Genomic DNA, 25,314 nt, shown 5'->3' with positions numbered 1-25,314 from the left:
CCTGCCTTCGGCCCGCCGGCAGGCGGAGAGCGGGCCCGCGGCGACAAACGGAGAAAGCTCTCCGATTCTATCGAGGAGATTCCCCCACATACAGCCCCAAAAGCTCAGCAGAACCCCGAACAGCCCGGCACCCGCCCCAGATGGTCAGGACGGGTCAGGCCCGAATCACGGACCTCCGAAAAGCCCGGCACCCGCCCCGGAGTGCCGGGACGGGTGCCGGGCCGGCGAGCCGGGGGTCACGGAGACGCTCCCCCGCCGGACCGGGCGCCTACCCGCTTGAGCCGGATCCGCTCCTCCCGCGGAACCGGCTCGATCTCGATCACCCGCGCCCCCTCCGGCGCCTGCCGCAGGTCGTGCGTGATGAGCAGCGTGGTACGCCCGGCCATGAGCCGCCGCAGCGGCCGCATGACGTGGGCGGCGGTGGCGACGTCCAGCCCGGTGACGGGCTCGTCGAGCACGAGCACCGGCGTGTCGCGCAGGATGGCCCTGGCGATCGCGATGCGCTGCCGCTGCCCGCCGGACAGCAGCCGGCCGCGCTGCCCGACCGGCGAGTCGTATCCCTTCGGCAGCAGCTTGGCGAAGTCGTGCACCCCGGCCACCTCGGCCGCCCTGATCACCTCGTCGAGCGAGGCGCCCGGCCGGCCGTAGGCGATGTTGTCGCGTACCGAGCCGGAGAACAGCAGCGTCTCCTGGTGCAGGACCGTGATGTTCTCGCGCAGCGACTGCCGCGTCAGCCTCCGGACGTCGGTGCCGTCCAGCAGGATGCGGCCCGAGTCCGGGTCGTAGAACCGCAGCAGCAACTTGGCCAGCGTGGACTTGCCCGCCCCGCTGGGCCCGGTGATCACGACGACCTCGCCGGGCTCCACGGTGAACGACAGGTCACGCAGCACCGGCCGGCCCCGTCCCGGGTAGGTGAAGCTCACCCCGTCGAAGTCGATCCGGCCACCGCACCGGCCGGCCGGGACCGCGTCGTCGGCGTCGCGGACGGCAGGCTCGGTACGCAGGATCTCGATCACCCGGTCCGACCCGGCCGCCGCCTCCGACACCGTCAGGGCCAGCTCGCCCAGGCTCTGCACGGCCGGGTAGAGCAGGGCCAGGTACGCCGCGAACGACAGCAGCCCGCCGATCGTCAGCCGGCCCGCCGCGATCTCCCACGCGCCGAACCCGAGGATGGCGATCAGGCAGACCGTCTCGATGACCTGCACCGCCGGGTTGTAGAGCCCCGCCAGCCAGGCCTGCGACATGTTGGCCCGCAACCAGCCGCGCCCCTCGGCGTGCAGCCGGCGGGACTCCTCGCCCTGCCGGTTGTACGACTGCACGAGCGGCTGGTTGGCCAGCCCCTCCTCCAGGACGCTGTTCATCGCCCCGTTGCTGGCCCGCTCGCGCGCCGCCGCCGTCCTGAACCTCGAGGCGAACACCTTCGAGGTGATCAGGAACAGCGGGATCAGCGCCATCGTCAGCAGGGCCAGGTCCCATCGGATGAAGAACGCGGCCCCGGCGAAGAAGATGATCCCGGCCACCGTGGTGATGGCCTTGACCAGCCCGGACCCGACCAGTTCCTCGATGGCCTCCACGTCGTCCGTCATGCGCGCCATCAGGTCGCCCAGCCGCCGCTTCTCGGAGAAGTCGGGGGCGAGCGTCTGCACGTGCGCGTACACGCGGTCGCGCAGGGCCAGCAGGAACCGCTCGGCGCCCAGTGCGGTGGTGTAGGCCCCGCCGAAGGACAGCAGCCCGGCGAGCACGGCGAGCCCCAGCCAGACGGAGGCCGGTGACCAGAAGGCGTCGAGTTGACGGGTCGTCAGCACCTCGTCGGTGATGTGCCCGAACAGGCGGATCGCGGCGACCTCGCAGAGCGCGGCCAGGATGGCGAAGACCACGCCCGCCGCGAAGAGCCGCCGCAGACCGCGAGTGTCCGGCCAGAACTCGCGGAACGTCCGGCGAATGGTGATCGCCGGCGCGAGTTCACGGCCGGAGGCGCTGAAGGAGAGCCGGCGGCCAGGCCGCCGGCCCTCATCTGGGGGTTCTAGCACCCCCACCACCTGCGACGGGCGCACCAGCCCCACCTGCGCCAGCGACGCCGCCTGCGGCATCCCCATCCTTGCTGGAAGCCGACCTGGGACAGTTGCGTGTTCGCCATGATTCCTCCCCCGTTGGCTGAACACTGACAAATCGGACGCTAGCACCCGAATTGCGATAAATCAGCAGATAATCGCTGATTTCAGGAAGGCTTGACTGGTAAAGCCCGAACAGAAAGGCCGTTCCGGCGAAGAAGTAAAGCCTCCCGCCCACCGGTAAAAACACAAAAAGGCGGTCACGACAACGCCAAAGGCGCCCCCGAAACCTCGTATCGGGGACGCCTTCGGCAACGGCGTCAGGTCAGCGACGAGTACGCCACCACACCCCGCCGCATCGCATCCATCGCCTTCACCGACGTCTGCCTGATCTTGCTGCCCTCCGGCGCCGCGTTCCCCAGCTGACCCAGCAGGTCCATCAACTGCTTGACCCACCGCACGAAGTCACCCGCCGCCAGCTCGTTGCCGTTGACGCCCTCCATCAGCACCGCGTCCAGCGAATGCCCCTTCGTCCACCGGAACGCCGCCCACGCGAACCCCAGATCGGGCTCCCTGATCGTCGACAGCCCATGGTCGGACTCGATGCCCTCCAGCTCACCCCACAGCCGGATCATCGCCGACAACGCGTCCTGCGCCCGCCCCGCCGGGATCTTCGGCCGCCGCGTGTCGTCCGACGCCCGCGACTCGAACACCAGCGCCGACACGCACGCCGCCAGCTCCGCCGGATCGAGCTCCTCCCACAACCCGTTACGCAGGCACTCGGCCGTCAGCAGATCCAGCTCGGTGTAGAGCCGCCCGAGCCGCCGCCCCTCATCGGTGACCGTCTCGTCGCGCAGGTAACCCAGCTGCTCAAGCACCGAGCAGATCCGGTCGAACGTCCGCGAGATCACATGCGAACGCCCCTCCACCCGCCGCCGCAGCCCCTCGGTCTCACGCAGCAGCTTGTAATAACGCTCGGCCCACCGCGCGTGGTCCTCACGGTCGTCACACCCGTGGCACGGATGCTGCCTGATGCGCCGCCGCAGCTCGTTGACCTCGTCGTCCTCCACCGTGTGGTCACGCGCCCGCGCCGGCTTGCCGAGATCACGGTCACCGATCTTCGCCATCAGCGTCGAGATCAGGTTCGCCCGCTCCTTCGGCGAACGCCCGTTGAAGTTCTTCGGGATGCGCACCTTCTCCAGCGGCTCCACCGGCACGGGGAAGTCCGCCGGATCCAGCTTCTTCACCTGCTTGCCGATGGTCAGCACCAGCGGGCTCGGCCCGTGAGCACGCGGATTACGGCCAGGATCCAGCACGATCGCCAGCCCGGCCCGCCGCCCGCCCGGCACCCTGATCACGTCACCCGGCTGCAACGCCTCCAGCGACCGCACCGCCGCCGCCCGCCGCGCCGCACCCCGCTGCCGCGACAGCTCCGCCTCACGATCGGACAGCCGCCGCCGCAGCGCCGCGTACTCGGGGAAGTCGCCCAGGTGGCACGTCATCGCCTCCTGGTAGCCCTCCAGCGCCTCCTCGTGCTTGCGCAGCTGCTTGGCCAGCCCCACCACCGCACGATCGGCCTGGAACTGCGCGAACGACTCCTCCAGCAGCGCCCTGGCCCGCTCTCTGCCGAACTGCCCGACCAGGTTGACCGCCATGTTGTACGACGGCTGGAAACTCGACCGCAGCGGATACGTACGGGTGCCCGCGAGCCCCGCCACCGACAGCGGATCCATGCCCGGCTGCCACAGCACCACCGCATGACCCTCGACGTCGATGCCGCGCCGCCCCGCCCGCCCCGTCAGCTGGGTGTACTCCCCCGGCGTCAGATCCGCGTGCGTCTCACCGTTCCACTTGTCCAGCTTCTCGATCACCACACTGCGCGCCGGCATGTTGATGCCCAGCGCCAGCGTCTCCGTCGCGAACACCGCCTTCACCAGGCCGCGGGTGAACAGCTCCTCCACGACCTCCTTGAACGCCGGCAGCATGCCCGCGTGATGCGCCGCCAGGCCCCGCTCGAGCCCGTCACGCCACTCCAGGTAACCCAGCACCGCCAGGTCCTCGTCCGGCAGGTGCGCGGTGCGCTCGTCGACCAGCTGCCTGATCTCGTGCCGCTCCCGGTCGGTCGTCAGCCGGATCCCCGCCGACAGGCACTGCTGCACCGCCGCGTCACACCCCGCCCGCGAGAAGATGAACGTGATCGCCGGCAGCAGCCCCTCGCCGTCGAGCTTCTCGATCACCTGCACCCGGTCCGGCGGGCGCGGCCGCGAACGCGGCGCCCGGCCGTAACCCCGCCTGCCCCGCCCCGCCGTCAGCCGCTCCGCGTCACGCGTCACCCGCATCAGCGTCGGGTTGATCCGCGGCGTCAGATCGTCGGTCATGAACAGGTCGTAGATGCGGTTGCCCACCATCATGTGCTGCCACAGCGGCACGGGACGGTGCTCGTCGACGATCACCGTCGTGTCGCCGCGCACCTCGCCCATCCACTCGCCGAACTCCTCGGCGTTGCTCACCGTCGCCGACAGCGCCACCAGCCGCACCGACTCCGGCAGGTGGATGATCACCTCTTCCCAGACCGCGCCGCGGAACCGGTCGGCGAGGTAGTGCACCTCGTCCATCACCGCGAACCCGAGCCCGGCCAGCGTCGCCGAGCCCGCATAGAGCATGTTGCGCAGCACCTCGGTCGTCATGACGACGATCGGCGCCTCGCCGTTGACGCTGTTGTCGCCCGTCAGCAGCCCGACCTTGGCGGTGCCGTAGCGCTTGACCAGGTCGTTGTACTTCTGGTTGGACAGCGCCTTGATGGGGGTGGTGTAGAAGCACTTGCGGCCCTGCTCCAAGGCCAGGTGGACGGCGAACTCGCCGACCACCGTCTTGCCCGACCCCGTGGGCGCCGCCACCAGGACGCCGTCTCCGGCCTCCAGGGCCCGGCAGGCGTCGAGCTGGAAGTCGTCCAGCGCGAAGTCGTAGAGACCTCGGAACGATCTCAGCGCGGCCCCGTCGTCCCCGTGTCTCTGACGGAAGGCCGCATAGCGTTCCGCTGGCGTTGTCATAATCGCCAGCCTACCGAAACCGCCATTCCGGTCCGTCCTTGCCGCCGTTCACGGAACTTCGAGCAGGCGGCACCGGCCCGGCGCCTTTACAAAGTAGATTTCATACGATGACGCGTAACGCCCCCGGCCGGACCTCGCAGTGCAGCGGGGTCTCGCCGACGCGTTCGCCGTCGGCGTAGGCGACCACCTCGGGCGCCTCCACCCGCACGCTGCGCACCCGCCGCACCGACACGGCGGGATGCCGTACGTGGCTGCCCCGGTAGACGCTCGGGAAGACGCGGACGAACTCCCCCGTGGACAGCGCGTTCAGCAGCACGACGTCCAGGAGTCCGTCGTCGGGCCTGGCATCGGGGCAGACCCGCATGCCGGCGCCGTACGACGTCGTGTTGGCCACCGCGACCAGCATCGCCTCCCGCTCGACCACCTCGGTGTCGTCGTAGGTGATGCGGAACGGGATCGGCTTGAACGCGCGCAGCTCCCGCGCGGTCGCCACCAGGTAGCGGGCCATGCCGGGCGGCCAGGTGAGGCCGTTGGCGCGCTCGTTGACCCGCGAGTCGAAGCCGCAGCACGCCACCCCGGCGAACAGCTCCTCGGAGGCCCCGGCCCTGATGCGGGCGGCGTCCACCAGCCGCGTCTTCATCCGCAGCACGGCCCTGGCCGCGGCCAGCGGATCCTTGGGCGGCACGCCGAGCGCGGCGGCGATGTCGTTGCCGGTGCCCGCGGGGATGATGCCGAGCGGCACGTCGGTGCCGGCCACCGCCTGCACGGCCAGGTGGACCAGCCCGTCGCCGCCGAAGGCGACGAGCGCGTCGGGCCGCTCGGAGACGGCGGTGCAGGCGCGTTCGAGGGCGTCGGCGGCGTCGTCACCGACGATCACGGACAGCTCGGCCCCTCCGGCACGCAGCCGGCGCGCCACGGGCTCGAGCAGGCGCAGCGTACGCCCGCCGCGGGCGGCGGGATTGACCAGGAGGGCGAGTTGCGGGGACACGCCCGGAACCTATCGCCTCCTGGGCGGCGGGGGAATGCCTCAGCGCTTGTCGGTGCCCGGCGGCTCCTCATCGGCGGGCCCAGTGGTCGGCCCAGCGGTGGGTCTCGCAGGCGGCCCAGCAGGCGGCCCGGCAGGAGGTTCTGCGGCCGACGCGGCAGGCGCGGGCGTCTCGACCGGCGCGTCGTCCTCGGCCAGCGGGGAAGCCTCGTCATCGGACAGGTGGTCGAACTCGCTCCTGCCCGCCCCGCGCCTCTCGCGCAGGTGGATGACGCCCTCGGCGACGAAGTAGAGCACGATCATCGGCATGGCGAGCGCCATCATCGTCAGCGGGTCGCCGCCCGGCGTGATCACCGCGCCGAAGACGAACATGATGAAGATGACGGTGCGCCGGTGCTTCTTGACCGTGGCGTGCGACAGGACACCGATGATGTTGAGGAACACCAGTAGCAGCGGCAGCTCGAACGAGACGCCGAAGATCACCAGCATGATGAGCACGTAGCCGAGGTACTCGTCGATCTGGATGGTCGCGACGGTGTCGCTCGGTGCGAAGCCCAGCAGGATCGCCAGGCTGGTGTCCATGATGAAGTAGGCGAGAGCGGCGCCGAGCAGGAACAGCGGGACCGCGATCCCGAGGAACGTGATCGAGTAGCGCTTCTCGTTGCGGTAGAGGGCGGGCGTGACGAACGCCCAGATCTGGTACAGCCAGACGGGTGAGGAGACGACGAGGCCGACGAGCGCCGAGACCTTCAGCGTCAGGAAGAACGACTGGAAGATGCCGCCGTAGGTGAGTGTGCACTGCCCTTCGCGCAGCTGCTGCGCCTGCGGGGTGTCACAGAACGGCTCTTTGATGTAGGCCCACACCGGATCGAAGAAGAACCAGCCCACGATGATGCCCACGATCACGGCGGCCAGCGCGATCAGCAGCCGGTTGCGCAGCTCGCGCAGGTGCTCCATGAGGGGCATGCGACCCTCGGGGTCGCGGACTTGCTCCGAATCGCTCGATCGTTTGAGCAGCGCCATCTAGCAGTCCTGGGTGAGGAGGAGGGGTGGGGTCAGGCGTGCTTGTCGGCCTGGGCGGCGCTGGCGCGCAGCCTCGCGGCCTGCTCCTCCAGCTGGCGGGCCTGCTCCTCGGCGGACGGACCGGGCGCGGGGGCGGGCGGGGCCGCGGGGGTCGCCGGCAGCGGCTGCGGCTGCGCCGGCTGAGGCTGCGGGTGGGCCCGCGCCTGCGGCTGGACGGGCTGCGCGGTGTGCTGGACGTCGTCGTCGTCATCGCGCAGCTTCGCGGTCTCGGACTTGAAGATGCGCAGCGACCGGCCGATGCCGCGAGCCATGTCGGGCAGCTTCTTCGCACCGAACAGCAGCACCAGCGCCAAAAGGATGATCAGGAGTTCGGGCACTCCGAGGTTCGGCATGAAACGCCCTTTCTAGCGAGTTGCCTCTTTCAGCCACGATCGTACGCTGCCCGGGGCGTGGTCTCACCCCCCTGGCCGGTCAATCTGGCCCGCCGCGGCTCAAGCTGGGCCTGCGCCTCGGCCACTTCCCTTCTCAGAGTACGTGCCGCCGCCACGACGCGAGCACCGGCCACCGCCAGCACCGCCAGCCCGGCCACGCCGATCGCGACGGACAGGAAGATCCAGGTCATGACCGGTGAGCGTACAGGGCGAGCGCCCGCTCGGCCTCCTTGCGCACGGTCTCGGCCATCGCGGGCGGCGAGACGACCCTGCCGGTGTCGCCGAGGCGCAGCGCCAGCTTCAGGATCCAGTCCTCGTCGCGGGCCCGCAGCGCGACCCGCAGGCGGCCCTCGCCCAGCTCGGTGACCTGCTCGCACGGGTAGTACTCGGCCACCCACCGCCCGGCGGCGCTCAGCTCCAGCTCGACCAGCTCGTCGGTGGGCGAGGGCCGGAACACGCCGTCGGTCACGTCGCGCGGCTCCGCCTCCGCGGGCGGGTCGGCGGGCACGTCCAGCACCTCGACGCCGAGCACCCGGTCGAGGCGGAACAGCCGCATCGCCTCGGCCCGGTAGCACCAGCCCTCCAGGTAGGCGCGGCCGTCCACGACCAGCACCCGCATCGGGTCGACCTCGCGCGGCGTCACCTCGTCGCGGCCCGGCACGTAGTAGCGCAGCGACAGCCTGCGCCCCTTGGTGAGCCCCTCGCGCACGCGGGGCAGCGCGTCGGGCGCGGCGTCGACGTCGACGGCGACCTGGCTGCTGACGGTCGCGGCGCCCTCGCCCGCGGCCCGCTCCAGCTTGGCCATCACGCGCGGCAGCGCGTCGGGCACCCCGCCCTCGGGCAGGGCCAGCTCGGGCCTGGCGGCCAGCGTGCGCAGCGCCACCAGCAGCGCGCTGGCCTCGTCGATGCCGAGCCGCAGCGGCCGCGCGATGGTCTCGGCGTTGTCGATGAGGATCTCGCCGCCGTCCCACGACACGTCGATGAGGTCGCCCGGGGTGTGGCCGGGCAGCCCGCACATCCACACGAGCTGCAGGTCGTCGATGAGCTGCTTCTCGCTCAGCCCGAACACCGCCGCCACCTCGCCGACCTGCGCCCCCGGGTGCGACATCAGGTACGGCACCAGCGCAAGCAGCCGCGGCAGCCGATCGGCGGACCCGCTCATTCCCGTTCCCCCTCGTCCAGACGCCCGCTCACGCCAGCGCTCCCTTCAGACGGCAGATGACGGCCTCGCGCGCGTCGGGCGGCCCGACGACCTCGACGTCGGAGCCCAGGCTGGCCATCCACCCGGCCAGCCGCTCCGTGTCGGAGAAGACCAGCTCGGCCTCGTCCCAGCCGTCGCCGCCCTCGCGTACGGACCTGGCCAGCCGCCGCAGCCCCTCGCACGTCCCCTGCCTGACCCGCACGACGGCCACCCGCTCGTGGCTCGGCTCGTCGGGGAAGGCCACCATGGCCCGCAGATCGACGTCGGCGGGCACCTCGACCACGCCGGGCCGGCCGACGGCGGTGACCTGCCCGGTGATCCTGCTGAGCCGGAAGGCGCGCGGCGCGTCCCTGTCGCGGTCGAACCCCGCGAGGTACCAGCGGCCGCGCCTGCTGACCACGCCCCACGGCTCGACGGTGCGGCTGCGCACGGTCTCGCTGCCCGACGCCCGGTAGTCGAAGCGGACCACGCGCCGGTCGCGCACGGCGTTCCACAGCGCGGGGAAGGCCGGGTCGCGGGTGTCGACGCGCAGCTCCAGCGCGCTGCCGCCCATCGAGCCGCCGACCGGCTGGTCGGTGGCGACGCCGCCGGCCCGCAGCTTCAGCAGCGCGCCCGAGGCGGCCTCGGCCAGGCTGGCGCGCTGCCACACCTGCGCCGCCAGGCCCAGCACGGCCGCCTCGTCGGGCTCCAGCGTGATCTCCGGCAGCTCGTACGACTCCCGCTCGATGCGGTAGCCCGGCTCGTCCTCCCACGGGTCGCGCACCACGTCGATGGGGATGCCGATCTCGCGCAGCTCGTTCTTGTCACGCTCGAACATGCGCTGGAACGCCTCGTCGCCGTCGCGGTCGTAACCGGGGACGGCCTGGCGGATCTGCTCGGCCGACAGCGGGCGCCGGGTGGCGAGCAGGCAGATCACGAGATTGAGCAGCCGTTCTGTCTTCCGGCGCGACATCTGCCTCACTCCTCCTTCATCGACGCTACCCTGCCCCCGTGATCAGATGGCGCAAGGGCGAGGTCGTACGGATCCGACGCGAGTGGCCGGGAGCGGTGGAGCTGGACGTCACCGTGCCCGAAGGTGAGTGCCGGGCGCTGGCCTATCCCCCGTTGGTGGGCCGCCCGGAACCCGGTGACGAGGTGCTGCTCAACACGACCGCACTCGCGATGGGTCTCGGTACGGGAGGTTACGCCATGGTGGTGGCCGTCCCGAACCGTTTGCCGGAAGATCCCTCCGGTCCCGGTCACCTGGTGAAGGCCAGGTACACGCCGCTGCAGGCCACGGTGCTGGGCGCGGACGAGCAGGATTCGCCGCATCACGACCTGCTGCGCGAGGCGGACTCCCTCGACGGCATGCCGGTGGTGGTGGCCGACCTGCACTCGGCGCTGGCCCCCGTCCTGTGCGGTCTGTACGAGGCCGGGCGTGGGGCCCGGCGGGGTGTGCGGGTGGCGTACGTGATGCAGGACGGCGGGGCGCTGCCGGCGTGGTTCTCGATGGCGGCCGCCCGGCTGCGCGAGATCGGCTGGCTGGCCGGGACCGTGACGGTCGGGCAGGCGTTCGGCGGCGACGTCGAGGCGGTCACCGTGCACACCGGCCTGCTGGCGGCCCGCCACGTGCTGGAGGCCGACGTGGCGATCGTCGCGCAGGGCCCCGGCAACCTGGGCACCGGCACCCGGTGGGGCTTCTCAGGGGTGTCGGCGGGCGAGGCGGTCAACGCGGCGGGCGTGCTGCTGGGGCGGCCGGTGGCGGCGCTGCGGGTCAGCGAGGGCGACCTGCGCGAGCGCCACTACGGCGTCTCCCATCACTCGCTGACCGCCTACGGCAGGGTGGCGCTGTCGGCCGCCGACGTGCCGGTGCCGATGCTGCCCGGCGAGTTCGGCGAGCGGGTCAGGGACCAGGCGGAGCTGCTCGCCGTGCGGCACCGGCTGGTCCCGGTCGAGGTGGACGGCCTGTACGAGGCGCTGCGCGAGTCGCCGGTGCGGCTGTCGACGATGGGCAGGAGCCTCGATGAGGACCTGGCCTACTTCCTGGCCTCGGCGGCGGCCGGCAGGCTGGCGGCCTCGCTGCTGGGGCGGCCCTCCGGCGTGTAGGCGTCCTTGAACGTGAACGCCTCGGGGCCGGGCCCGCCGGTCCTGAGGCGCTCCAGCCGTTCCATGCCCTCCGCCAGCGACGGGATCTGCCCGTCGGGCACCCACCACATCACCATGTACGGCTCCACCGCGCGCAGGAACCACTCCCTGCGCCGGCGCAGCACGCCCAGATGCGGGCTGCGGTAGACGTAGTCCCACAGCGACTCCATCGACTCCCACACCGAGAAGTTGATCAGCAGCATGTCGCCGTAGTCGTGCACGACGGTGGCGGTGGGGTCGGTCTCACTCTCCTTGAGCCGCCAGACGAAGCCGGGGGCCGCGTCGGCGAGGGCGTTGATCGGTTCGAGCAGGGCGACGAACTCGGCGAGTTCGGCGCTGTCGATGGGCGCGCGCAGATGGGCGATGTTGAGCTGGGCGAGATGCATGGGCTCAGCTCACCATCGCAGGCACTTCTATGTCAATATGTGTTTGTTTTAGAAGCGCGAGGATCACGGGAGGTCCGCATCCGGCCCATCGGGTCCGAGGACGTCGAGGGACACGCAGCACTCGTCCGGGCGCGGGTCGAGCACCGCCCTGCCGGGATCGTCGCCCAGCCCCTCCAGCAGCCCCTGGCACAGCGCCAGGTTCATCGAGCACACCAGCAGCGGCTGCTCCCGCGCCAGCACGTGGAACGGGCAGTTGCGCAGCCGCAGCCGCCCGCCCTCCGCGTACGGCTCGTAACCCCGCTCGCGCAGCACCCGCTCCACCGGCTCGCCCCTGCGCCCGGCCCCCAGCCGCGCGCCCGCCTGCCTGGCCACCGCCTCCGCCTGCTCCTCGGCGCCCAGCCGGTCCACCACGTCCGCCAGCACCGAGGCCAGCGCCGCGTAGTCGCGCGGCGGCAGGCTCACCGACCGCTCGCCCCGCGCCCTGCGGTAGACCTTCGCCGGCCGGCCGCTGCCCGGGCCGCGCTTCTCCGGCCTGCGGAACCCGCTCTCCAGCAGCCCCGCCTCCACCAGCTTGTCGAGGTGGTGACCGGCCAGCGTCCTGGACACCCCCGCCGCCTCGGCCGCCTCACCGCGCCCCACGTCGCCGCCGCTGGAGGCGACCACGTCGTACAGGCTGCGGCGGACGGGGTCGTGCAACAGGGCCAGCGCGTCGAGATCGCCGCCCACGGGCTCGCTACTCACACGCGGAGTCTACGGAAGCCGCCGCTCCACCCGCTCCAGCACGCAGGAGCGGCCGGCCTGGTACGCGCCCCCGCCGTACCGGACATCCTGCCTCAGTAGGCGGCGAGCAGGTCCACGACGAAGACCAGCGTGTCGGACCCCTCGATGCCCCACTCGGGGCGCCCGGCCGGGCCGTAGCCGTACGCGGGCGGCACCACCATCGCGACTCTGCTGCCCGCCGGCACGCCCGTCAGCGCCTTGTCCCAGCCCTTGATCACGCCGCCGTCGCCCAGCTTGAACGCCTTCGGCCCGCCACCCGCCCAGGTCGCGTCGAAAACCCGGCCGCCACGCCAGACGGCGCCCGCGTACTGAGTGACCACGAGCTGCCCCGCCTGGGCAGGAGGGCCGTCTCCCCTGCTCAGCACCCCGGCCGTGAACTCCTGCGGCGGCGCGCTCCGCGGCACGGTCAGGGACGGCCTGGGGCCGCCGCCGATCCGCACGCCCGCCAGCGTGCCCGCCCCCGCCCCGACCGTGGCGTCCCTGTGGTGGGCGCCGAGGATGTCCACGACGTAGAACAGCTCCTCCCCCGCCCGCACGCCGCGCGGCGGTGCCGCGCCGAAGGCGTACTCGGGCGGGATCGCCGCGGTCACCCTGCTGCCCACCCTGCGGCCCCGCAGCGCCCGCTCCAGCCCCGGCAGCAGCTCGCCCACCGGGAACGCGGCCGGCGTGCCCCGCGTGAAGCTGGAGTCGACCAGGCGGTTGGCGGCGCCGTCCCACACGTGCGCGGTGTACTGCACGATCGCCACGTCACCGGCCGCCAGCGGCTCGCCCCCGCCCTTCGTCGGCTCGTCCACCCGCAGGCCCGCCCCGGGCTTCGCGGCGGGGAAGACGATCGTCGGCCGCGCCCCGAACGCGCCGCCCACCTTCAGCTCCTCTGCGGCCCCGCCCGTGCACCCGGCGGCGAGCAGCACCCCAGCCACGACCACGGCCACGACCGCCACGGCCCGTCTGGCCACGGCTCGTCCGCGGCCTGGAACGTCGTCGTGAGTCCCGGCCCGCGGCGACGGCTCCCGGGTGGCGGCACGGCGCATCGGCCCTCCCACACGCGAAACGGCCCGGCGGCGCCATGCCACCGGGCCTCGCGATGCTACCGGGCCGCCGGTCGGCTGACCGGCGGTTCGCTAAAGACGCATCAGTAGGCGCCCAGGACGTCCACGACGAACACCAGCGTGCTGTTGGCCGGGATGCCCTGCTGCTCCTGGCTGCCGTAGCCCATCTCCGGCGGGATGCTCATCACGACCCGGCTGCCGACCGGCACGTCCACCAGGCCCTTCTGCCAGCCCTGGATCACCTGGCCGAGCGGGAACTCGGCCGGCTCGCCCCGCTCCCAGCTGGAGTCGAACTGCTTGTCGGTGCCCCAGATCTTGCCCGTGTAGTGCACCGACAGCGTCTGGTTCGCGGTCACCTTCTCGCCGGTGCCGGTGATCAGCGTCTTGACGACGAGGTCCTTCGGCGCCTTCTCCTTGGTCTTCGTGGTCAGCGTCGGCGCCTTCTCGCCGCCGGGGCTGACGACCTCGACGCCCTTGATCGACTCCTTCGTCTCCGTGCCGGTGGCCGCCTTCAGCGGCGCCGGCCGGGTGCCGACCACGTCGAACACGAACACCTTCGTCGGCTCCGCGGGAGCCGTCTGCTGCTGTCCCTGCACCGCGTCGTTGGCCAGCACGGCCAGCAGCCGCCCGCCGCCCTTGATCTTGGTGAAGCCCTCCTGCAGCACCTGCGGCAGCTGCTCGTTGACGGCGATCGTCTCCGGCGCCTTCGTGTCGTAGGACGAGCCCTGGACCTTGTTGTCCTTGCCGTCCCAGTTGTAGACGGTCAGGTTCACGATCACGCGGTCGCCCGTCTTGACGCCCGTGCCGTCGCCGGGCTGGATCACCTCGTACGACGACGTGGTCGCGGGCGTGCCGGACGGGAACGTCACCGTGGGCTTCGCCCCCACGTTCCCGGCGACCTTGACGCCGGACGACCCGCCCGTGGAGGCGGTCGTGCCGGAACCGTCGTCGGAGCCGCACGCGGCGGCGAACAAGATCAATGGCACGGCGGCCAGTACGGCCAGAGCGCGGCGCATGGATTTCCCTCGGAAGAGACGTCAGATTCGCGTCACACTACCCGACATCGGAGTAGGGCCGAGGTAAACGGCACCCCACGCCCGGCCCCGGGACCGCGGCGTGGTTCCGGGCCGCGGTCCCGGGGCAGGACACCCACCGCTCACATCCCGGCGATCAGCTTGTCGACCCGCTCGTCCACACTCCTGAACGGGTCCTTGCACAACACCGTGCGCTGCGCCTGGTCGTTGAGCTTGAGATGCACCCAGTCGACGGTGAAGTCGCGCCGCTTCTCCTGCGCCTTGCGGATGAACTCGCCCCGCAGCCGCGCCCTGGTCGTCTGCGGCGGCACCGACTTCGCCTCGAAGATCTTCAGATCGGACGCCACCCGCTCCACCGAGCCGCGCTTCTGCAGCAGGTAGAACAGGCCGCGCTTGCGGTGCACGTCGTGGTAGGCCAGGTCGAGCTGGGCCACCCGCGGCGACGACAGCGGCAGGTCGTACTTGCGGCGGTAACGCTCGATCAGCTGGTATTTCGTCACCCAGTCGATCTCCCGCGACACCAGGTCGAGATTGCCCGTGTCGACCGCGGTCAGCGTGCGCTCCCACAGCTCCAGCACCCGGTGGGCGATCGCGTCGCCGCCGCGGCGGTCGACGAAGTCCTTCGCCTTCGACAGGTACTCCTGCTGGATCTCCAGGCTCGACGCCTCACGCCCGTTGGCCAGCCGCACCCGCCGCCGGCCCGTCATGTCGTGAGAGACCTCGCGGATCGCCCTGATCGGGTTCTCCAGCGACAGGTCGCGCATCACCGTGCCCGACTCGATCATGCGCAGCACCAGATCGGTCGCGCCGACCTTCAGCAGCATGGTCGTCTCGCTCATGTTGGAGTCGCCCACGATGACGTGCAGGCGGCGGAACCGCTCGGCGTCGGCGTGCGGCTCGTCCCGCGTGTTGATGATCGGACGGGACCGCGTCGTCGCGCTGGAGACGCCCTCCCATATGTGCTCGGCCCGCTGGGAGACGCAGTAGACGGCGCCGCGCGGCGTCTGCAGCACCTTGCCCGCGCCGCACACGATCTGCCGCGTCACCAGGAACGGGATCAGCACGTCGGCCAGCCGGCCGAACTCGCCGTGCCGGCCCACCAGGTAGTTCTCATGGCAGCCGTAGGAGTTGCCGGCCGAGTCGGTGTTGTTCTTGAACAGATAGATGTCACCGGCGATGCCCTCTTCGCGCAGCCGCTTCTCGGCATCCACCAGCAGGCCCTCGAGAATGCGCTCGCCGGCCTTGTCATGGGTGACGAGCTCGATGACGTTGTCACACTCGGGTGTTGCGTACTCAGGATGGCTGCCCACGTCGAGATAGAGACGTGCGCCGTTGCGGAGGAAGACGTTGCTCGATCGGCCCCAGGACACGACCCGCCGGAACAGGTAGCGCGCGACCTCGTCGGGGGACAGCCTGCGCTGGCCCCTGAACGTGCAGGTCACGCCGTACTCGTTCTCCAGCCCGAAGATGCGACGATCCATCACCTCACACTATGCCCACGGATCGGCGAGCGGGAGAGATCTTCGCACGTGTTTTCCGGTCCGGGTCCCGCGAGACGCGTTTTCGTCCCCCCGCGCCCGCCCCCACGGGGCGCGGGTCGTCCACGACGCACGTCAGGGAGTGAAGATCTCCTGAACCTTGACGATCTGCCCCTTGTAGACGGTGATGAGCGAAGGCCGCGGCGTCTTCCCGTGCCGCTTGATCAGCGTCGCCCTGGAGCACCGCTTGACGCCCAGGCTGCTGTCACGGCTGACCGTCAGCTCCGCCTGGGAGGCCTTGCAGCCCAGGGCCGAGAGGTAGACGACGTCCTTGGCGACGCGCGAGGCGTACGCCATCGCGTCGCCCTCGGGCGGGCCCACGAAATGGCCCTCGGTGTGCTTGCTCTTCTTCCACTTGACCGGCACGTACTCGGCCACGCCGCCCCGCACCGCGACGATCTGGCCGCGCAGGATCCCGTTGCGGCGGGAGTGGATGCCCTTGGTGAAGTCGTGCTTCGGGTCGGGCTGGAACGAGGTGCCGAAGGTCGTCGGCGCCTCGAACTTCGGAATCGCGGGGGCCGCCTGTGCCGGCGCACCGGAGGCCGACAGCACAGCCGCGGCGGCTCCGGCCACCAGCAGGCCACGTAGTGGAGTTGTCACGGCTCTTGAGATCCACGAGCGGCCCGGCAAGTTCGGGCGTATCACAGTGAAACAGGTCACACTCCCCCGGCCGCCCTCACGTTCGCGCCTGGAAGCCCTCGCACCCCGCATCGCAACCCCAGATGCCCCACCGGTGCTCAAAGCCCGCAACGGGCCCCTCACGGCCCGCCCGGGGGCCTCCTGAAGCGCCGGGGCAGCCGGACACGACGGTGGGGCCGCCGGATCGGCGGCCCCACCGGATGACGTCAGGAACTACAGCGGCGACGAACCGTCGTCCACCGGACCCTCGGGACCCGTGGGCGGCGGCGTGGACGGCGGCGTGGACGGCGGCGTGGACGGCTTGTCGCCGGACGACGGCGCGCTCGGCTCGGCGGGCTCACCCGAGGACCCGCCCGAGGACCCGCCCGAGGACCCGCCCGAGGACTCTGCCGCATCGGCCGGCGGGCTCGAGGTCTGGGCGAGCAGCCGCTCCAGCCGCGCCCCGGTCAGCCGCAGGAACTTGCGGTGCTCACGGTTACGGTCGAGCACCGCCACCTCGAGCTGGCCCACCGGCGGCCGCTCACCGCCCGGCTCGGTCAGCGCGGTCAGCGCCACCTCCAGCGCGTCGGCCAGCGTCATCGACTCGCGGTAACGCTCCTTCAGCCGGGACGCCACCGCCTCGGCCTGCCCGCCCATCGCCGCGAAACCGTGCTCGTCGAACACCGAGCCGTCGAAGGTGAGGCGGTAGATCGCGTCGCCGTCCTTCGTCTCGCCCACCTCGGCCACCACGACCTCGACCTCGAGCGACTTGATCGACTCGGTGAAGATGCGGCCCAGGTTGGAGGCGTAGAGGTTGGCCAGGCCGCGCCCGGTCACGTCGGAACGGTCATAGGTGTAACCGTTGATGTCGGCGTAACGGATGCCGCCGAGCCGCAGCTCCTCGAACTCGTTGTAGCGCCCCACGGCCGCGAACCCGATGCGGTCGTAGATCTCGCTGATCTTGTGCAGCGCCCTCGACGGGTTGGGCGCCACGAACAGAATGCCGTCGACATATTGGAGCACGACCACGGAACGGCCCCGCGCGATGCCCTTGCGCGCGTAGTCGGCCTTGTCCCGCATGATCTGCTCGGGGGACGCATATCCGAATGGCATGGACACAGTGGTGATCCTTTGCTTAGCGCAGCGGGGCGATGGGACCGTCGGGCGAGATCAGGCGGGCGTCGAGCATCTGCTGGACGTAGGCGCTCACCTCGTCGTCCGTCAGGCGGCGGAAGCCGTCGGCGTCGATCACGGCCACGACCGGCCAGATCTTCCTGGTCACGTCGGGCCCACCGGTCGCCGAGTCGTCGTCGGCGGCGTCGTAGAGCGCCTGGATCAGCGTCATCACCATGTCGTCGGCCGTCGAGCCGTCGCGGTAGAGCTTCTTCAGCGACCCGCGCGCGAAGATCGAGCCGGAGCCGATCGCGTCGAACCGCTCCCGCTCGTAAGGCCCGCCCGCCACGTCGTAGCTGAAGATGCGGCCCTCGTCCTTGTCGGGGTCGTAGGCGGCGAACAGCGGCACCACCACCAGCCCCTGCATCGCCATCGCCAGGTTGCCCCTGATCATCGTGGCGAGCCTGTTGGCCTTGCCCTGGACCGACATCGTGCGGCCCTCGAGCTTCTCGTAGTGCTCCAGCTCCACGCGGTAGAGGCGGGCGAACTCAAGACCCGTGCTGGCCGTGCCCGCGATGCCCATGCACGAATAGTCATCGGCGCGGAACACCTTCTCCACGTCACGCTGCGAGATGATGTTGCCGGACGTGGCCCGCCGGTCGCCCGCCATGACCACGCCACCGGCGAAGGTGGCCGCCACGATCGTGGTCGCGTGCGGAACCTGGTCGCCGATCGGGGTGGCCAGCATCTCGTCGCGCCGTGGCAGCAACTCGGGCGCGTACGAGCTGACGAACTCCGCGAACGAGGAACTCCCGGTGTTCTGGAAAAGCTGATTCACCAAGCCGACGGGCAGATCCCTGTGCGATGCCACGCGACTCCCTCCAAACGTTCAGTGTTCCTAGGGCGACCCTACTCATGTTGGGTTGCTGTCTGCACTTCCCACGATCAGCTCACGGCGAACCAGGATCCCCCTGCCGCCCGAAAGATTCCGTACGCCCCAAAGGCCGGTAACCGCCCTCCGCAACCACTCCCCCAGCCCGCCGTCACACTGACGCCATACTGGCGACATGGGCACCACGTCCCAGAGAGACTGGATCCTGCACCTCGACCTCGACCAGTTCATCGCCGCGGTCGAACTCCTGCGCCACCCCGAACTCCGCGGCAGACCCGTCGTCGTCGGCGGCACCGGCGACCCCACCCGGCCACGCACCGTCGCGGCCACCGCCACCTACGAAGCCCGCGAACACGGCGTCCACTCCGGCATGCCCCTCCGCACCGCACTCCGGCGCTGCCCCGACGCCGTCTTCCTGCCCACCGACCCGCCCGCCTACGAGGCCGCCTCACAACGCGTCATGGCCGTCCTGCGCGAACACCCCGTCCGCGTCGAAGTCTGGGGCTGGGACGAAGCCTTCATCGGCGCCGCCACGAACGACCCCGAAGCCCTCGCCGCCACCCTCCAGCACGACGTACGCCGCCACACCCACCTCGACTGCTCCATCGGCATCGGCGACAACAAGCACCAGGCCAAACTCGCCTCCGCCTTCGCCAAACCCGCCGGCATATACCGCCTCACCAGCGACAACTGGGCCGACGTCATGAACGACCGCCCCACCGACGCCCTCTGGGGCATCGGCGCCAGAACCGCGAGAAAACTCGCCGCCCACGGCCTGCACACCGTCGCCCAGCTCGCCGCCGCCGACCCCCACGACCTCGCCCGCCACTTCGGCCCCACCAACGGCCCCTGGTACCGCTACCTCGCCCTCGGCAAAGGCGAAGCCGAAGTCGTCACCACCCCCTGGATCGCCCGCGGCCACAGCCGCGAGACCACCTTCACCCACGACCTCACCGACCCCCACGCCGTCGCCGCCCACCTCACCACCCTCGCCACCCAGATCGCCCACGACGCACGAGAAGCCGGCCGCGAGATCACCCGCGTCACCGTCAAGATCCGCACGACCCCGTTCCAGACCAGAACCCGCAAGACCACCCTCGAAACCCCCACCACGGACCCCGCCACCATCACCGAGGCCGCCCACACGACCCTCGCCCGGCACGACCTCACCCGCCCCATCCGCCTCATAGGCGTGGCCGTGGAATACACGATGCCCACGATGCCCGACCCACCCACCACCTCAGAAGAACCAGAGCCGGGCCCCACTCCCGGCCCCTGACACCACCCTTCACCCCACCCGCGTCACCCGCGCATAGAACTCCGACCGCGACTCCTCCTCGGCCCGCACCAACTCCTCCAGCTCCTCATCCGACACCACCACCTCACCGAAATCCTCGACCGTCGCCTCCACATAAGAAAGCGCCCGCCGCACCACCCCCGGATCATCACGGAACTGCCCGATCCCGGTATTACACGGCAAACACAACACATGCCGCACCGCACCCGACCGATGACAATGATCCACATGCTCCGGAGGCCGATCCCAGCACACCACGCACAACCCGTGCTGAGCCGAGATCATCCGCTCGACGTCCTCATGCCGCACGCGATAACGCCGCGACAAGTGATACGTCCGCGACGGCGCCACCGGAGAATCACCACGCCTCTCAGGAAGGACCACGAACTCCGGCCAGAGCACCTCCCCTTCCAAATAGAGCGCGGCCAGCTCCAGCAACACCAGGTTGTCGGTGAAATGCCCCAGCCCGTTGTTGCAGTTGAAACAGAGCACGCCACGCACCCGGCCGGTCGCGTGACAGTGATCAACGAACGTCCCGGGAACGACCTGGCAGATGGCGCAGAGCCCGCCCTGACGGGCGAGCATGCGCTCGAAGTCGTCCTCGGTGATCCCATAGCGGTACTGGAGCAGATAGTTCCGCTCGCTCCCGTATCTCTTGATTTTGTTCTCCCGCGCCACGACGGTGTGGCACGGGCGGCAGTAAGCAGTCAGGCCATCCTTCATCGCCCGGTTACCGCCGAACTCACTGGTGCTTTTCACCTCCGTGCACCGGGGGCAGTATTTGCACCCTTCGGGCACCTGCACCCGCTCGCGCACGGTCTTCCCCTGCTCTGTCTTGCGTTTGCGATAACTCGCGGTGGAACGCCGCCGGAAGCAGACCTTGCAGTAGCGCGCCCGCCCATCGGGCATGCGCTTGTTTGCCCCGAACTCGGCAAGTTCCTTGACTTCCTGACAGTCGGGACACCGCTTAAATCCGTCCGGCGTTTCCACCCGATTTACCCCTTACGCCTGTCCGTTTTGACCTACTCCCCGCCCTTTTGGACGTAGCTGCGCACGAATTCCTCTGCGTTCTCTTCGAGAACTTCGTCTATTTCGTCCAGAATGGAGTCGACGTCGTCCGTGAGCTTCTCCTGACGCTCCTGGACGTCCGGAGCCACCGAGGCCTCGGTCTCCTCAACCTCGTTCTCGCGCCGCCCGGTCTGCTTCTGACCACCGGTGTCCTTGGTTGCCATGTCCTACCTCCGTTGGGGGACTGCCTCTAGGCATATCTTCCCCGAACCGGGCGACATTTCGCGCCGATCGCCCCGCGATCTTGGCGGCTTGACTGGATAGTCAAACTATCCAATACTGAACCTCCGTATCCACAGGAGGTGTGAGATGTCCGAAATGTCGTTGACCATGGCCGGTGTGCTCCTCATCACAGTCCCGCTCGTCGCCTACGGCGGCACGACGCTACTGACGTTCCTCATGCGGAACGTCCCCGGCTACCTGGACAACCCGGTGCGCCGCGGCCTGTGGCGGGCCGGGCACGCGCATGCGGGCGTGCTGGTGCTCTTCGCGCTGGTGGCGATGCTGTACGTGGACCAGACGGGGCTGCCGGAGCCGGCGCGGATGGCGGTGCGGGTGCTGATCGCGGCGGCGCCGATCCTGATGCCGCTGGGTTTCTTCCTGTCGGTGGTGCGCCCGCGGGACACGAGGCCGAGCCGGTTGATCTGGCTGGCGGTGGCTGGTGGGGTGTCGCTGGCGGCGGGCACGCTGACGCTGGGGGTGGGCCTGCTGTGAGTACGGGCCGCCCCTGGCGGGTGTCCGCCAGGGGGCCTGGTGTCATTCGCCGCCGGTGAGTGCGGAGACGAGGTCGGCGGCGGTGCGGCAGCGGTCGAAGAGTTCGCCGACGTGGGCTTTGGTGCCGCGGAGTGGCTCGAGGGTGGGGACGCGCTGGAGGGATTCGCGGCCGGGGATGTCGAAGATGACGGAGTCCCAGGAGGCGGCGGCGACGGATTCGCTGTATTGGCTGAGGCAGCGGCCGCGGAAGTAGGCGCGGGTGTCGGTGGGCGGGTGTTCGACGGCGCGCTGGACCTCTTCTTCTGTGACGAGGCGTTGCATGCGTCCGCGGGCGACGAGGCGGTTGTAGAGGCCGCGGTCGGGGCGGATGTCGCTGTATTGGAGGTCGACGAGCTGGAGTCTGGGGTGTGACCAGGCGAGGCCGTCGCGGCTGCGGTAGCCCTCGAGGAGTTCGAGTTTGGCGACCCAGTCGAGCTCGCGGGCGAGTTGCATGGGGTCTTCGGCGAGGCGGGTGAGGACGGATTCCCAGCGGTCGAGGATGTCCTTGTTCATCTCGTCCTGGGCGGTGCCGCGCTCTTCGACGTATTTGCGGGCCTGTTCGAGGTATTCCATCTGGAGCTGGACGGCGGTGAGCTTGCGTCCGTCGCGCAGGGGGATCTCGTAGCGGCAGCTGGGGTCGTGGGAGACGGCGCGCAGGGCTTGGACGGGGTTTTCGACGGCGAGGTCGCGGGTGAGGAAGCCCTCTTCGATCATGGCGAGGACGAGCGCGGTGGAGCCGAGTTTCAGGTAGGTGCTGATCTCGGACATGTTGGCGTCGCCGATGATGACGTGGAGGCGCCGGTATTTCTCGGGGTCGGCGTGGGGCTCGTCGCGGGTGTTGATGATGGGGCGTTTGAGGGTGGTCTCGAGCCCTACTTCGACTTCGAAGAAGTCGGCGCGCTGGCTGATCTGGAAGCCTTCGCCGCGGCTGTCCTGGCCGATGCCGACCTTGCCGGCGCCGGTGACGACCTGGCGGGAGACGAAGAAGGGGGTGAGGTGCCGGACGATGTCGGCGAAGGGGGTGGCGCGCCGCATGAGGTAGTTCTCGTGGCAGCCGTAGGAGGCGCCTTTGGCGTCGGTGTTGTTCTTGTAGAGCTGGATGGGGGCGTTGGAGGGGATGGCGGACGCGCGGGTGGCGGCGTCGTACATCACCCTTTCGCCGGCTTTGTCCCAGATGACGGCCGCCCGGGGGTTGGTGCACTCGGGCGAGCTGTACTCGGGATGGGCGTGGTCGACGTAGAGCCTGGCGCCGTTGGTGAGGATCACGTTGGCCAGCCCGAGGTCCTCGTCGGTGAGCTGGGTCGGATCCGCCACCTCCCTGGCCAGGTCGAATCCGCGCGCGTCGCGCAGCGGGTTCTCCTCCTCGAAGTCCCATCGTGCCCTGCGCGCGCGGGCCGCCGAGGCGGCCAGGTAGGCGTTCACGACCTGTGAGGAGGTCACCATCGCGTTGGCGCCTGGCTGGCCGGGTACGGAGATGCCGTACTCGGTCTCGATGCCCATCACCCGACGCACCGTCATGCAACACCCTCTGTTCGTCCGGGTCTGTCTATCCGCCGTTTATATGCCCGAGCCTATGCCCTTCACAGTGCCCCAGGGTCACAGAGTTATGGCACCGACGCCTTTTCAACCTGTACGACCGGAGCTGATGTGGTTTGCGGGGATCTGCGGGGCTTGAGTAGCCGCTGGATGGGGCGTTCGGCAAAGGAGTAGACGAGATACGACACCACGATGGCGGTCAGGGTCGTGATCGTGACGACCGCCCAGGGCGGGAGATCCCCGGCGAGCAAGGGGATGAGGGCCACCGCGATGACGCTATGGAACAGGTAAAGCGGGTATGTCGTGCCGCCGAGCGCGGTGAGCAGCCTGGAGGGCCTGAGCCGGACGAGGCCGAGGGCGACGAGGGCCGTCGCGGCGAAGATGAGGGTGATGGTGACGATGACGCCGACGTCGGTGACCGGCATGTTCTTGAACCCGGCGGCGTCGATCCTGCTGTGCACGCGGCCGAGCGCGGAGTCCCAGGACAGGCCGTAGCCGGCGAGCACGTAGAGCCACGGGAGCCAGGCGTTGCCGTGCTTGTGGATGAGGTAGAGGGCCATGCCGGCGACGAAGTAGGGGGCGTACTTCGGCATGACGATCTCGTCGACCACGGGGTTCCCGAGCTCCCTGGCGATGACGACGGCGGCCAGCCAGACGCCGCCGAAGACGAGCACCCGCCGGTACGTGACGCCGACGATCACCAGGATGGCGATGAGGAGGTAGAAGCGCAGTTCGGCCCAGAGCGACCAGTAGACGCCGCTGGCATCTGTGATCTTGAACAGCCGCTGGAACATGGTGGCGTTCACCAGGTAGTCGCCTGGGGAAAGTTTTGGGTTGAGCGGCTTGGCGGCGGTGAGCCCGTAGAGGGCGGCGATGGCGGCCAGGCTGAGCCAGTACGCGGGGTAGAGCCGGACGAGCCTGGACCGGGCGAACGCGCCTAGGCCGCGCCCCCAGACGCTCATGAGGATGACGAACCCGCTGATGATGAAGAACAGCTCGACGCCGAGGATGCCTAAGCCCGCGATGGGCGCCAGTGCGGGGAAGAGCTCGGCGGGCCGGTCTCCCCACACGCTGGCGTAGGCGACCAGGTAGTGGAAGGCGACGACGGCCAGGGCGGCGAGGAAGCGCAGCAGGTCGAGCTCGGCCAACCGGCCGTTCTCCCGTGCGTGTCTGGGCCGGTTCGGAGCGTGCACGCCTCTTTGACGTACCAATGATCACTCTGGTTCCACTGGTCCCTCTGTTCCCACCAGCAACACGCGTGAGGTGTCGTCGAGGCCGAGGGCGTCGCGGGCCGAGGGGGTGAGGGCGAGCAGGCCGGCGGCTCCCGCGGCGCCGCAGCCGGACAGGGCGATGCCGTGGCCGGCGAGCAGCCGGGCGGCGGCGCCGGCCTGCTCGTCGGTGACGGTGACGTAGAGGTCGGCGAGGTGGCCGAGGAGGCGGTGGGCGAGGAGCGAGGGTTCGCGGCAGTCGAGCCGGCCGAGCGTGGTGTGGCCGCCCGGGACGCGGACGGGGCGGCCCGCGCGGGCGCTCTCGGTCAGGCAGGGCGCGCCCTCGGGTTCGACGACGACGATCTTGAACCGATCGCCCCACCGGTCGCGCAGGTATCCGGCCGCGGCGGCGGCCAGCCCGCCGACGCCCGCCTGGACGACCACGTGCGTGTACGGCCCGGTCTCGGCGGCCTCGTCGAACAGCACGGTGTAGCCGCGCATGACGTCGAGGGGGACGTCGGTGTAGCCGGGCCATGAGCTGTCGGACACGAGGCGCAGGCCGTGCGTTCTGGCGTCGTCCAGGGCGGCTGCCATGCTGGCCTCGTAGTCGGGGCCGCTGCGGCGTACCTCGGCGCCGAGGCCGCGCAGCCGGTCCGCGAACGTCTCTGGCACACCTTCGCTGAGGTGGACGACGCAGGGGACGCCCGCCTCCGCGGCTCCTGAGGCGACGGAGATGCCGTGGTTGCCGGCGCTGGCGCAGACGAACGGGGCGCCGCCGGGCTCGCGTTCGTGGAGCAGGTGGACGGCGTACGCGCCGCCGAGCGCCTTGAAGCTGCCGAGCCCCATGCGGCCGCTCTCGTCCTTGACGTCGGCGGCCAGGGTGCCGGCCAGCCCCGGGACGGTGCGCAGGGGCGTGGGCCGGTAGCGGGGGTGGCGGGCGAAGCGGGCGCGGGCCCGCCTGGCGTTCCCGGCCCCGATCAGCGCGCGGTCGTCCGCGGTGTACGGGGTGCGGGCGGGGTTGAGGAACTCCATGATCGCCATGCTAGGCGGGGTGGTCGCGGGCGGCGGCGACGGCGGCCTGGCGCCGACGGCCAAGGTCGTGCAGATCGACCTCGACTACCGCACGGTCGGCAAGAACCGCGACATCGACCTCGGCATCGTCGGCGACGCCGGGCTC

General features: G+C 70.4%; 24 protein-coding genes. 3 read left to right on the top strand and 21 right to left on the bottom strand.

Annotated elements, in window-relative coordinates; translation table 11 throughout:
- Positions 1–236: 236 nt before the first annotated feature.
- From ABZW11_RS37505 to ABZW11_RS37470, 8 genes are all read right to left on the bottom strand, one after another.
- Positions 237–2,090 (bottom strand): ABC transporter ATP-binding protein, encoded by a 1,854-nt coding sequence (locus tag ABZW11_RS37505; RefSeq protein ID WP_355428200.1) that lies wholly within the window; start codon positions 2,088–2,090, stop codon positions 237–239.
- A gap of 281 nt (positions 2,091–2,371) precedes the next feature.
- Complete coding sequence (locus ABZW11_RS37500) at positions 2,372–5,101, bottom strand: DEAD/DEAH box helicase (RefSeq protein WP_355428197.1); 2,730 nt, start codon at positions 5,099–5,101, stop codon at positions 2,372–2,374.
- Positions 5,102–5,201: 100 nt separating this feature from the next.
- Positions 5,202–6,089 carry a YegS/Rv2252/BmrU family lipid kinase gene (locus tag ABZW11_RS37495; protein ID WP_355428194.1) on the bottom strand — a complete coding sequence of 296 codons (888 nt, stop codon included), beginning with the start codon at positions 6,087–6,089 and terminating at the stop codon, positions 5,202–5,204.
- Positions 6,090–6,128: 39 nt separating this feature from the next.
- Positions 6,129–7,052 carry a twin-arginine translocase subunit TatC gene (gene tatC / locus ABZW11_RS37490; protein ID WP_355428191.1) on the bottom strand — a complete coding sequence of 308 codons (924 nt, stop codon included), beginning with the start codon at positions 7,050–7,052 and terminating at the stop codon, positions 6,129–6,131.
- Between the two features lie 89 nt (positions 7,053–7,141).
- Positions 7,142–7,501 (bottom strand): Sec-independent protein translocase subunit TatA, encoded by a 360-nt coding sequence (gene tatA, locus ABZW11_RS37485; RefSeq protein WP_355428188.1) that lies wholly within the window; start codon positions 7,499–7,501, stop codon positions 7,142–7,144.
- A 29-nt stretch (positions 7,502–7,530) separates the two neighbouring features.
- On the bottom strand, positions 7,531–7,731 hold the full coding sequence (locus ABZW11_RS37480) for a hypothetical protein (protein ID WP_355428185.1): 201 nt from the start codon (positions 7,729–7,731) through the stop codon (positions 7,531–7,533).
- Complete coding sequence (locus ABZW11_RS37475) at positions 7,728–8,702, bottom strand: WYL domain-containing protein (RefSeq protein WP_355428182.1); 975 nt, start codon at positions 8,700–8,702, stop codon at positions 7,728–7,730. The genes ABZW11_RS37480 and ABZW11_RS37475 overlap by 4 nt, the downstream gene beginning before the upstream one ends.
- 28 nt (positions 8,703–8,730) lie before the next feature.
- Positions 8,731–9,693, bottom strand: coding sequence for a WYL domain-containing protein (locus tag ABZW11_RS37470; protein ID WP_355428179.1), 963 nt, complete (start codon positions 9,691–9,693; stop codon positions 8,731–8,733).
- Positions 9,694–9,731: 38 nt separating this feature from the next.
- Here ABZW11_RS37470 and ABZW11_RS37465 point away from each other — a divergent pair, with 38 nt between their 5' ends.
- The gene (locus tag ABZW11_RS37465) at positions 9,732–10,826 is read left to right on the top strand and encodes a DUF3866 family protein (RefSeq protein ID WP_355428176.1); all 1,095 of its coding nucleotides are present in this window, start codon (positions 9,732–9,734) and stop codon (positions 10,824–10,826) included.
- On the opposite strand, the gene ABZW11_RS37460 is transcribed toward ABZW11_RS37465, so the two are convergent.
- From ABZW11_RS37460 to prcB, 8 genes are all read right to left on the bottom strand, one after another.
- Positions 10,757–11,251: a DUF3291 domain-containing protein gene (locus ABZW11_RS37460; protein WP_355428173.1), complete on the bottom strand. Its 495-nt coding sequence runs from the start codon at positions 11,249–11,251 to the stop codon at positions 10,757–10,759. The two genes, ABZW11_RS37465 and ABZW11_RS37460, sit on opposite strands and share 70 nt — an antisense overlap.
- Before the next feature lie 63 nt (positions 11,252–11,314).
- A complete protein-coding gene (locus ABZW11_RS37455) occupies positions 11,315–11,992 on the bottom strand; it encodes a helix-turn-helix domain-containing protein (protein ID WP_355428170.1) in 678 nt (225 codons plus the stop codon).
- 92 nt (positions 11,993–12,084) lie between these two features.
- Positions 12,085–12,987 carry an FKBP-type peptidyl-prolyl cis-trans isomerase gene (locus tag ABZW11_RS37450; RefSeq protein WP_355428167.1) on the bottom strand — a complete coding sequence of 301 codons (903 nt, stop codon included), beginning with the start codon at positions 12,985–12,987 and terminating at the stop codon, positions 12,085–12,087.
- 176 nt (positions 12,988–13,163) lie between these two features.
- Positions 13,164–14,096: an FKBP-type peptidyl-prolyl cis-trans isomerase gene (locus ABZW11_RS37445; RefSeq protein WP_355428164.1), complete on the bottom strand. Its 933-nt coding sequence runs from the start codon at positions 14,094–14,096 to the stop codon at positions 13,164–13,166.
- 140 nt (positions 14,097–14,236) lie between these two features.
- Positions 14,237–15,595, bottom strand: a complete 1,359-nt coding sequence (pafA, locus tag ABZW11_RS37440) for a Pup--protein ligase (protein ID WP_355428161.1) — start codon at positions 15,593–15,595, stop codon at positions 14,237–14,239.
- A 132-nt stretch (positions 15,596–15,727) separates the two neighbouring features.
- Positions 15,728–16,252 carry a hypothetical protein gene (locus ABZW11_RS37435; RefSeq protein WP_355428158.1) on the bottom strand — a complete coding sequence of 175 codons (525 nt, stop codon included), beginning with the start codon at positions 16,250–16,252 and terminating at the stop codon, positions 15,728–15,730.
- A 252-nt stretch (positions 16,253–16,504) separates the two neighbouring features.
- Positions 16,505–17,383 carry a proteasome subunit alpha gene (gene prcA, locus ABZW11_RS37430; protein ID WP_355428287.1) on the bottom strand — a complete coding sequence of 293 codons (879 nt, stop codon included), beginning with the start codon at positions 17,381–17,383 and terminating at the stop codon, positions 16,505–16,507.
- A gap of 22 nt (positions 17,384–17,405) precedes the next feature.
- A complete protein-coding gene (gene prcB, locus ABZW11_RS37425) occupies positions 17,406–18,254 on the bottom strand; it encodes a proteasome subunit beta (RefSeq protein ID WP_355428155.1) in 849 nt (282 codons plus the stop codon).
- A gap of 196 nt (positions 18,255–18,450) precedes the next feature.
- Between prcB and ABZW11_RS37420 the strand changes: the two genes are divergently transcribed.
- Complete coding sequence (locus ABZW11_RS37420; protein ID WP_355428152.1) at positions 18,451–19,554, top strand: DNA polymerase IV; 1,104 nt, start codon at positions 18,451–18,453, stop codon at positions 19,552–19,554.
- Positions 19,555–19,563: 9 nt separating this feature from the next.
- On the opposite strand, the gene ABZW11_RS37415 is transcribed toward ABZW11_RS37420, so the two are convergent.
- Complete coding sequence (locus ABZW11_RS37415) at positions 19,564–20,562, bottom strand: endonuclease VII domain-containing protein (protein ID WP_355428149.1); 999 nt, start codon at positions 20,560–20,562, stop codon at positions 19,564–19,566.
- 32 nt (positions 20,563–20,594) lie between these two features.
- Positions 20,595–20,804, bottom strand: a complete 210-nt coding sequence (locus ABZW11_RS37410; RefSeq protein WP_355428146.1) for a ubiquitin-like protein Pup — start codon at positions 20,802–20,804, stop codon at positions 20,595–20,597.
- Positions 20,805–20,949: 145 nt separating this feature from the next.
- On the opposite strand from ABZW11_RS37410, the gene ABZW11_RS37405 reads away from it, so the two are divergent.
- Positions 20,950–21,354, top strand: coding sequence for a hypothetical protein (locus ABZW11_RS37405; protein ID WP_355428143.1), 405 nt, complete (start codon positions 20,950–20,952; stop codon positions 21,352–21,354).
- A gap of 42 nt (positions 21,355–21,396) precedes the next feature.
- Here the strand turns inward: ABZW11_RS37405 and dop are convergent, their stop codons facing one another.
- From dop to ABZW11_RS37390, 3 genes are all read right to left on the bottom strand, one after another.
- Complete coding sequence (gene dop, locus ABZW11_RS37400; protein WP_355428140.1) at positions 21,397–22,911, bottom strand: depupylase/deamidase Dop; 1,515 nt, start codon at positions 22,909–22,911, stop codon at positions 21,397–21,399.
- Between the two features lie 86 nt (positions 22,912–22,997).
- Complete coding sequence (locus tag ABZW11_RS37395) at positions 22,998–24,077, bottom strand: acyltransferase (protein WP_355428137.1); 1,080 nt, start codon at positions 24,075–24,077, stop codon at positions 22,998–23,000.
- Positions 24,078–24,143: 66 nt separating this feature from the next.
- Entirely contained in the window at positions 24,144–25,169 is a 1,026-nt protein-coding gene (locus ABZW11_RS37390) for a pyridoxal-phosphate dependent enzyme (protein ID WP_355428134.1), read from the bottom strand.
- Positions 25,170–25,314: the final 145 nt, after the last annotated feature.

It is taken from the genome of Nonomuraea sp. NPDC004580 (assembly GCF_040609855.1).
Classification (GTDB): domain Bacteria; phylum Actinomycetota; class Actinomycetes; order Streptosporangiales; family Streptosporangiaceae; genus Nonomuraea; species Nonomuraea salmonea.
The sequence above is the reverse complement of the archived record's forward strand: the minus strand, read 5'-3'. Positions and strand labels throughout refer to the sequence as shown.

Coding starts and splice junctions, on each gene's coding strand:
- ABZW11_RS37505 (WP_355428200.1), bottom strand. CDS start 2,090: ATGCCGCAGGCGGCGTCGCTGGCGCAGGTGGGGCTGGTGCGCCCGTCG.
- ABZW11_RS37500 (WP_355428197.1), bottom strand. CDS start 5,101: ATGACAACGCCAGCGGAACGCTATGCGGCCTTCCGTCAGAGACACGGG.
- tatC (WP_355428191.1), bottom strand. CDS start 7,052: ATGCCCCTCATGGAGCACCTGCGCGAGCTGCGCAACCGGCTGCTGATC.
- tatA (WP_355428188.1), bottom strand. CDS start 7,501: ATGCCGAACCTCGGAGTGCCCGAACTCCTGATCATCCTTTTGGCGCTG.
- ABZW11_RS37480 (WP_355428185.1), bottom strand. CDS start 7,731: ATGACCTGGATCTTCCTGTCCGTCGCGATCGGCGTGGCCGGGCTGGCG.
- ABZW11_RS37475 (WP_355428182.1), bottom strand. CDS start 8,702: ATGAGCGGGTCCGCCGATCGGCTGCCGCGGCTGCTTGCGCTGGTGCCG.
- ABZW11_RS37470 (WP_355428179.1), bottom strand. CDS start 9,693: ATGTCGCGCCGGAAGACAGAACGGCTGCTCAATCTCGTGATCTGCCTG.
- ABZW11_RS37460 (WP_355428173.1), bottom strand. CDS start 11,251: ATGCATCTCGCCCAGCTCAACATCGCCCATCTGCGCGCGCCCATCGAC.
- ABZW11_RS37445 (WP_355428164.1), bottom strand. CDS start 14,096: ATGCGCCGCGCTCTGGCCGTACTGGCCGCCGTGCCATTGATCTTGTTC.
- pafA (WP_355428161.1), bottom strand. CDS start 15,595: ATGGATCGTCGCATCTTCGGGCTGGAGAACGAGTACGGCGTGACCTGC.
- prcA (WP_355428287.1), bottom strand. CDS start 17,383: ATGCCATTCGGATATGCGTCCCCCGAGCAGATCATGCGGGACAAGGCC.
- ABZW11_RS37420 (WP_355428152.1), top strand. CDS start 18,451: ATGGGCACCACGTCCCAGAGAGACTGGATCCTGCACCTCGACCTCGAC.
- ABZW11_RS37410 (WP_355428146.1), bottom strand. CDS start 20,804: ATGGCAACCAAGGACACCGGTGGTCAGAAGCAGACCGGGCGGCGCGAG.
- ABZW11_RS37405 (WP_355428143.1), top strand. CDS start 20,950: ATGTCCGAAATGTCGTTGACCATGGCCGGTGTGCTCCTCATCACAGTC.
- dop (WP_355428140.1), bottom strand. CDS start 22,911: ATGACGGTGCGTCGGGTGATGGGCATCGAGACCGAGTACGGCATCTCC.
- ABZW11_RS37390 (WP_355428134.1), bottom strand. CDS start 25,169: ATGGAGTTCCTCAACCCCGCCCGCACCCCGTACACCGCGGACGACCGC.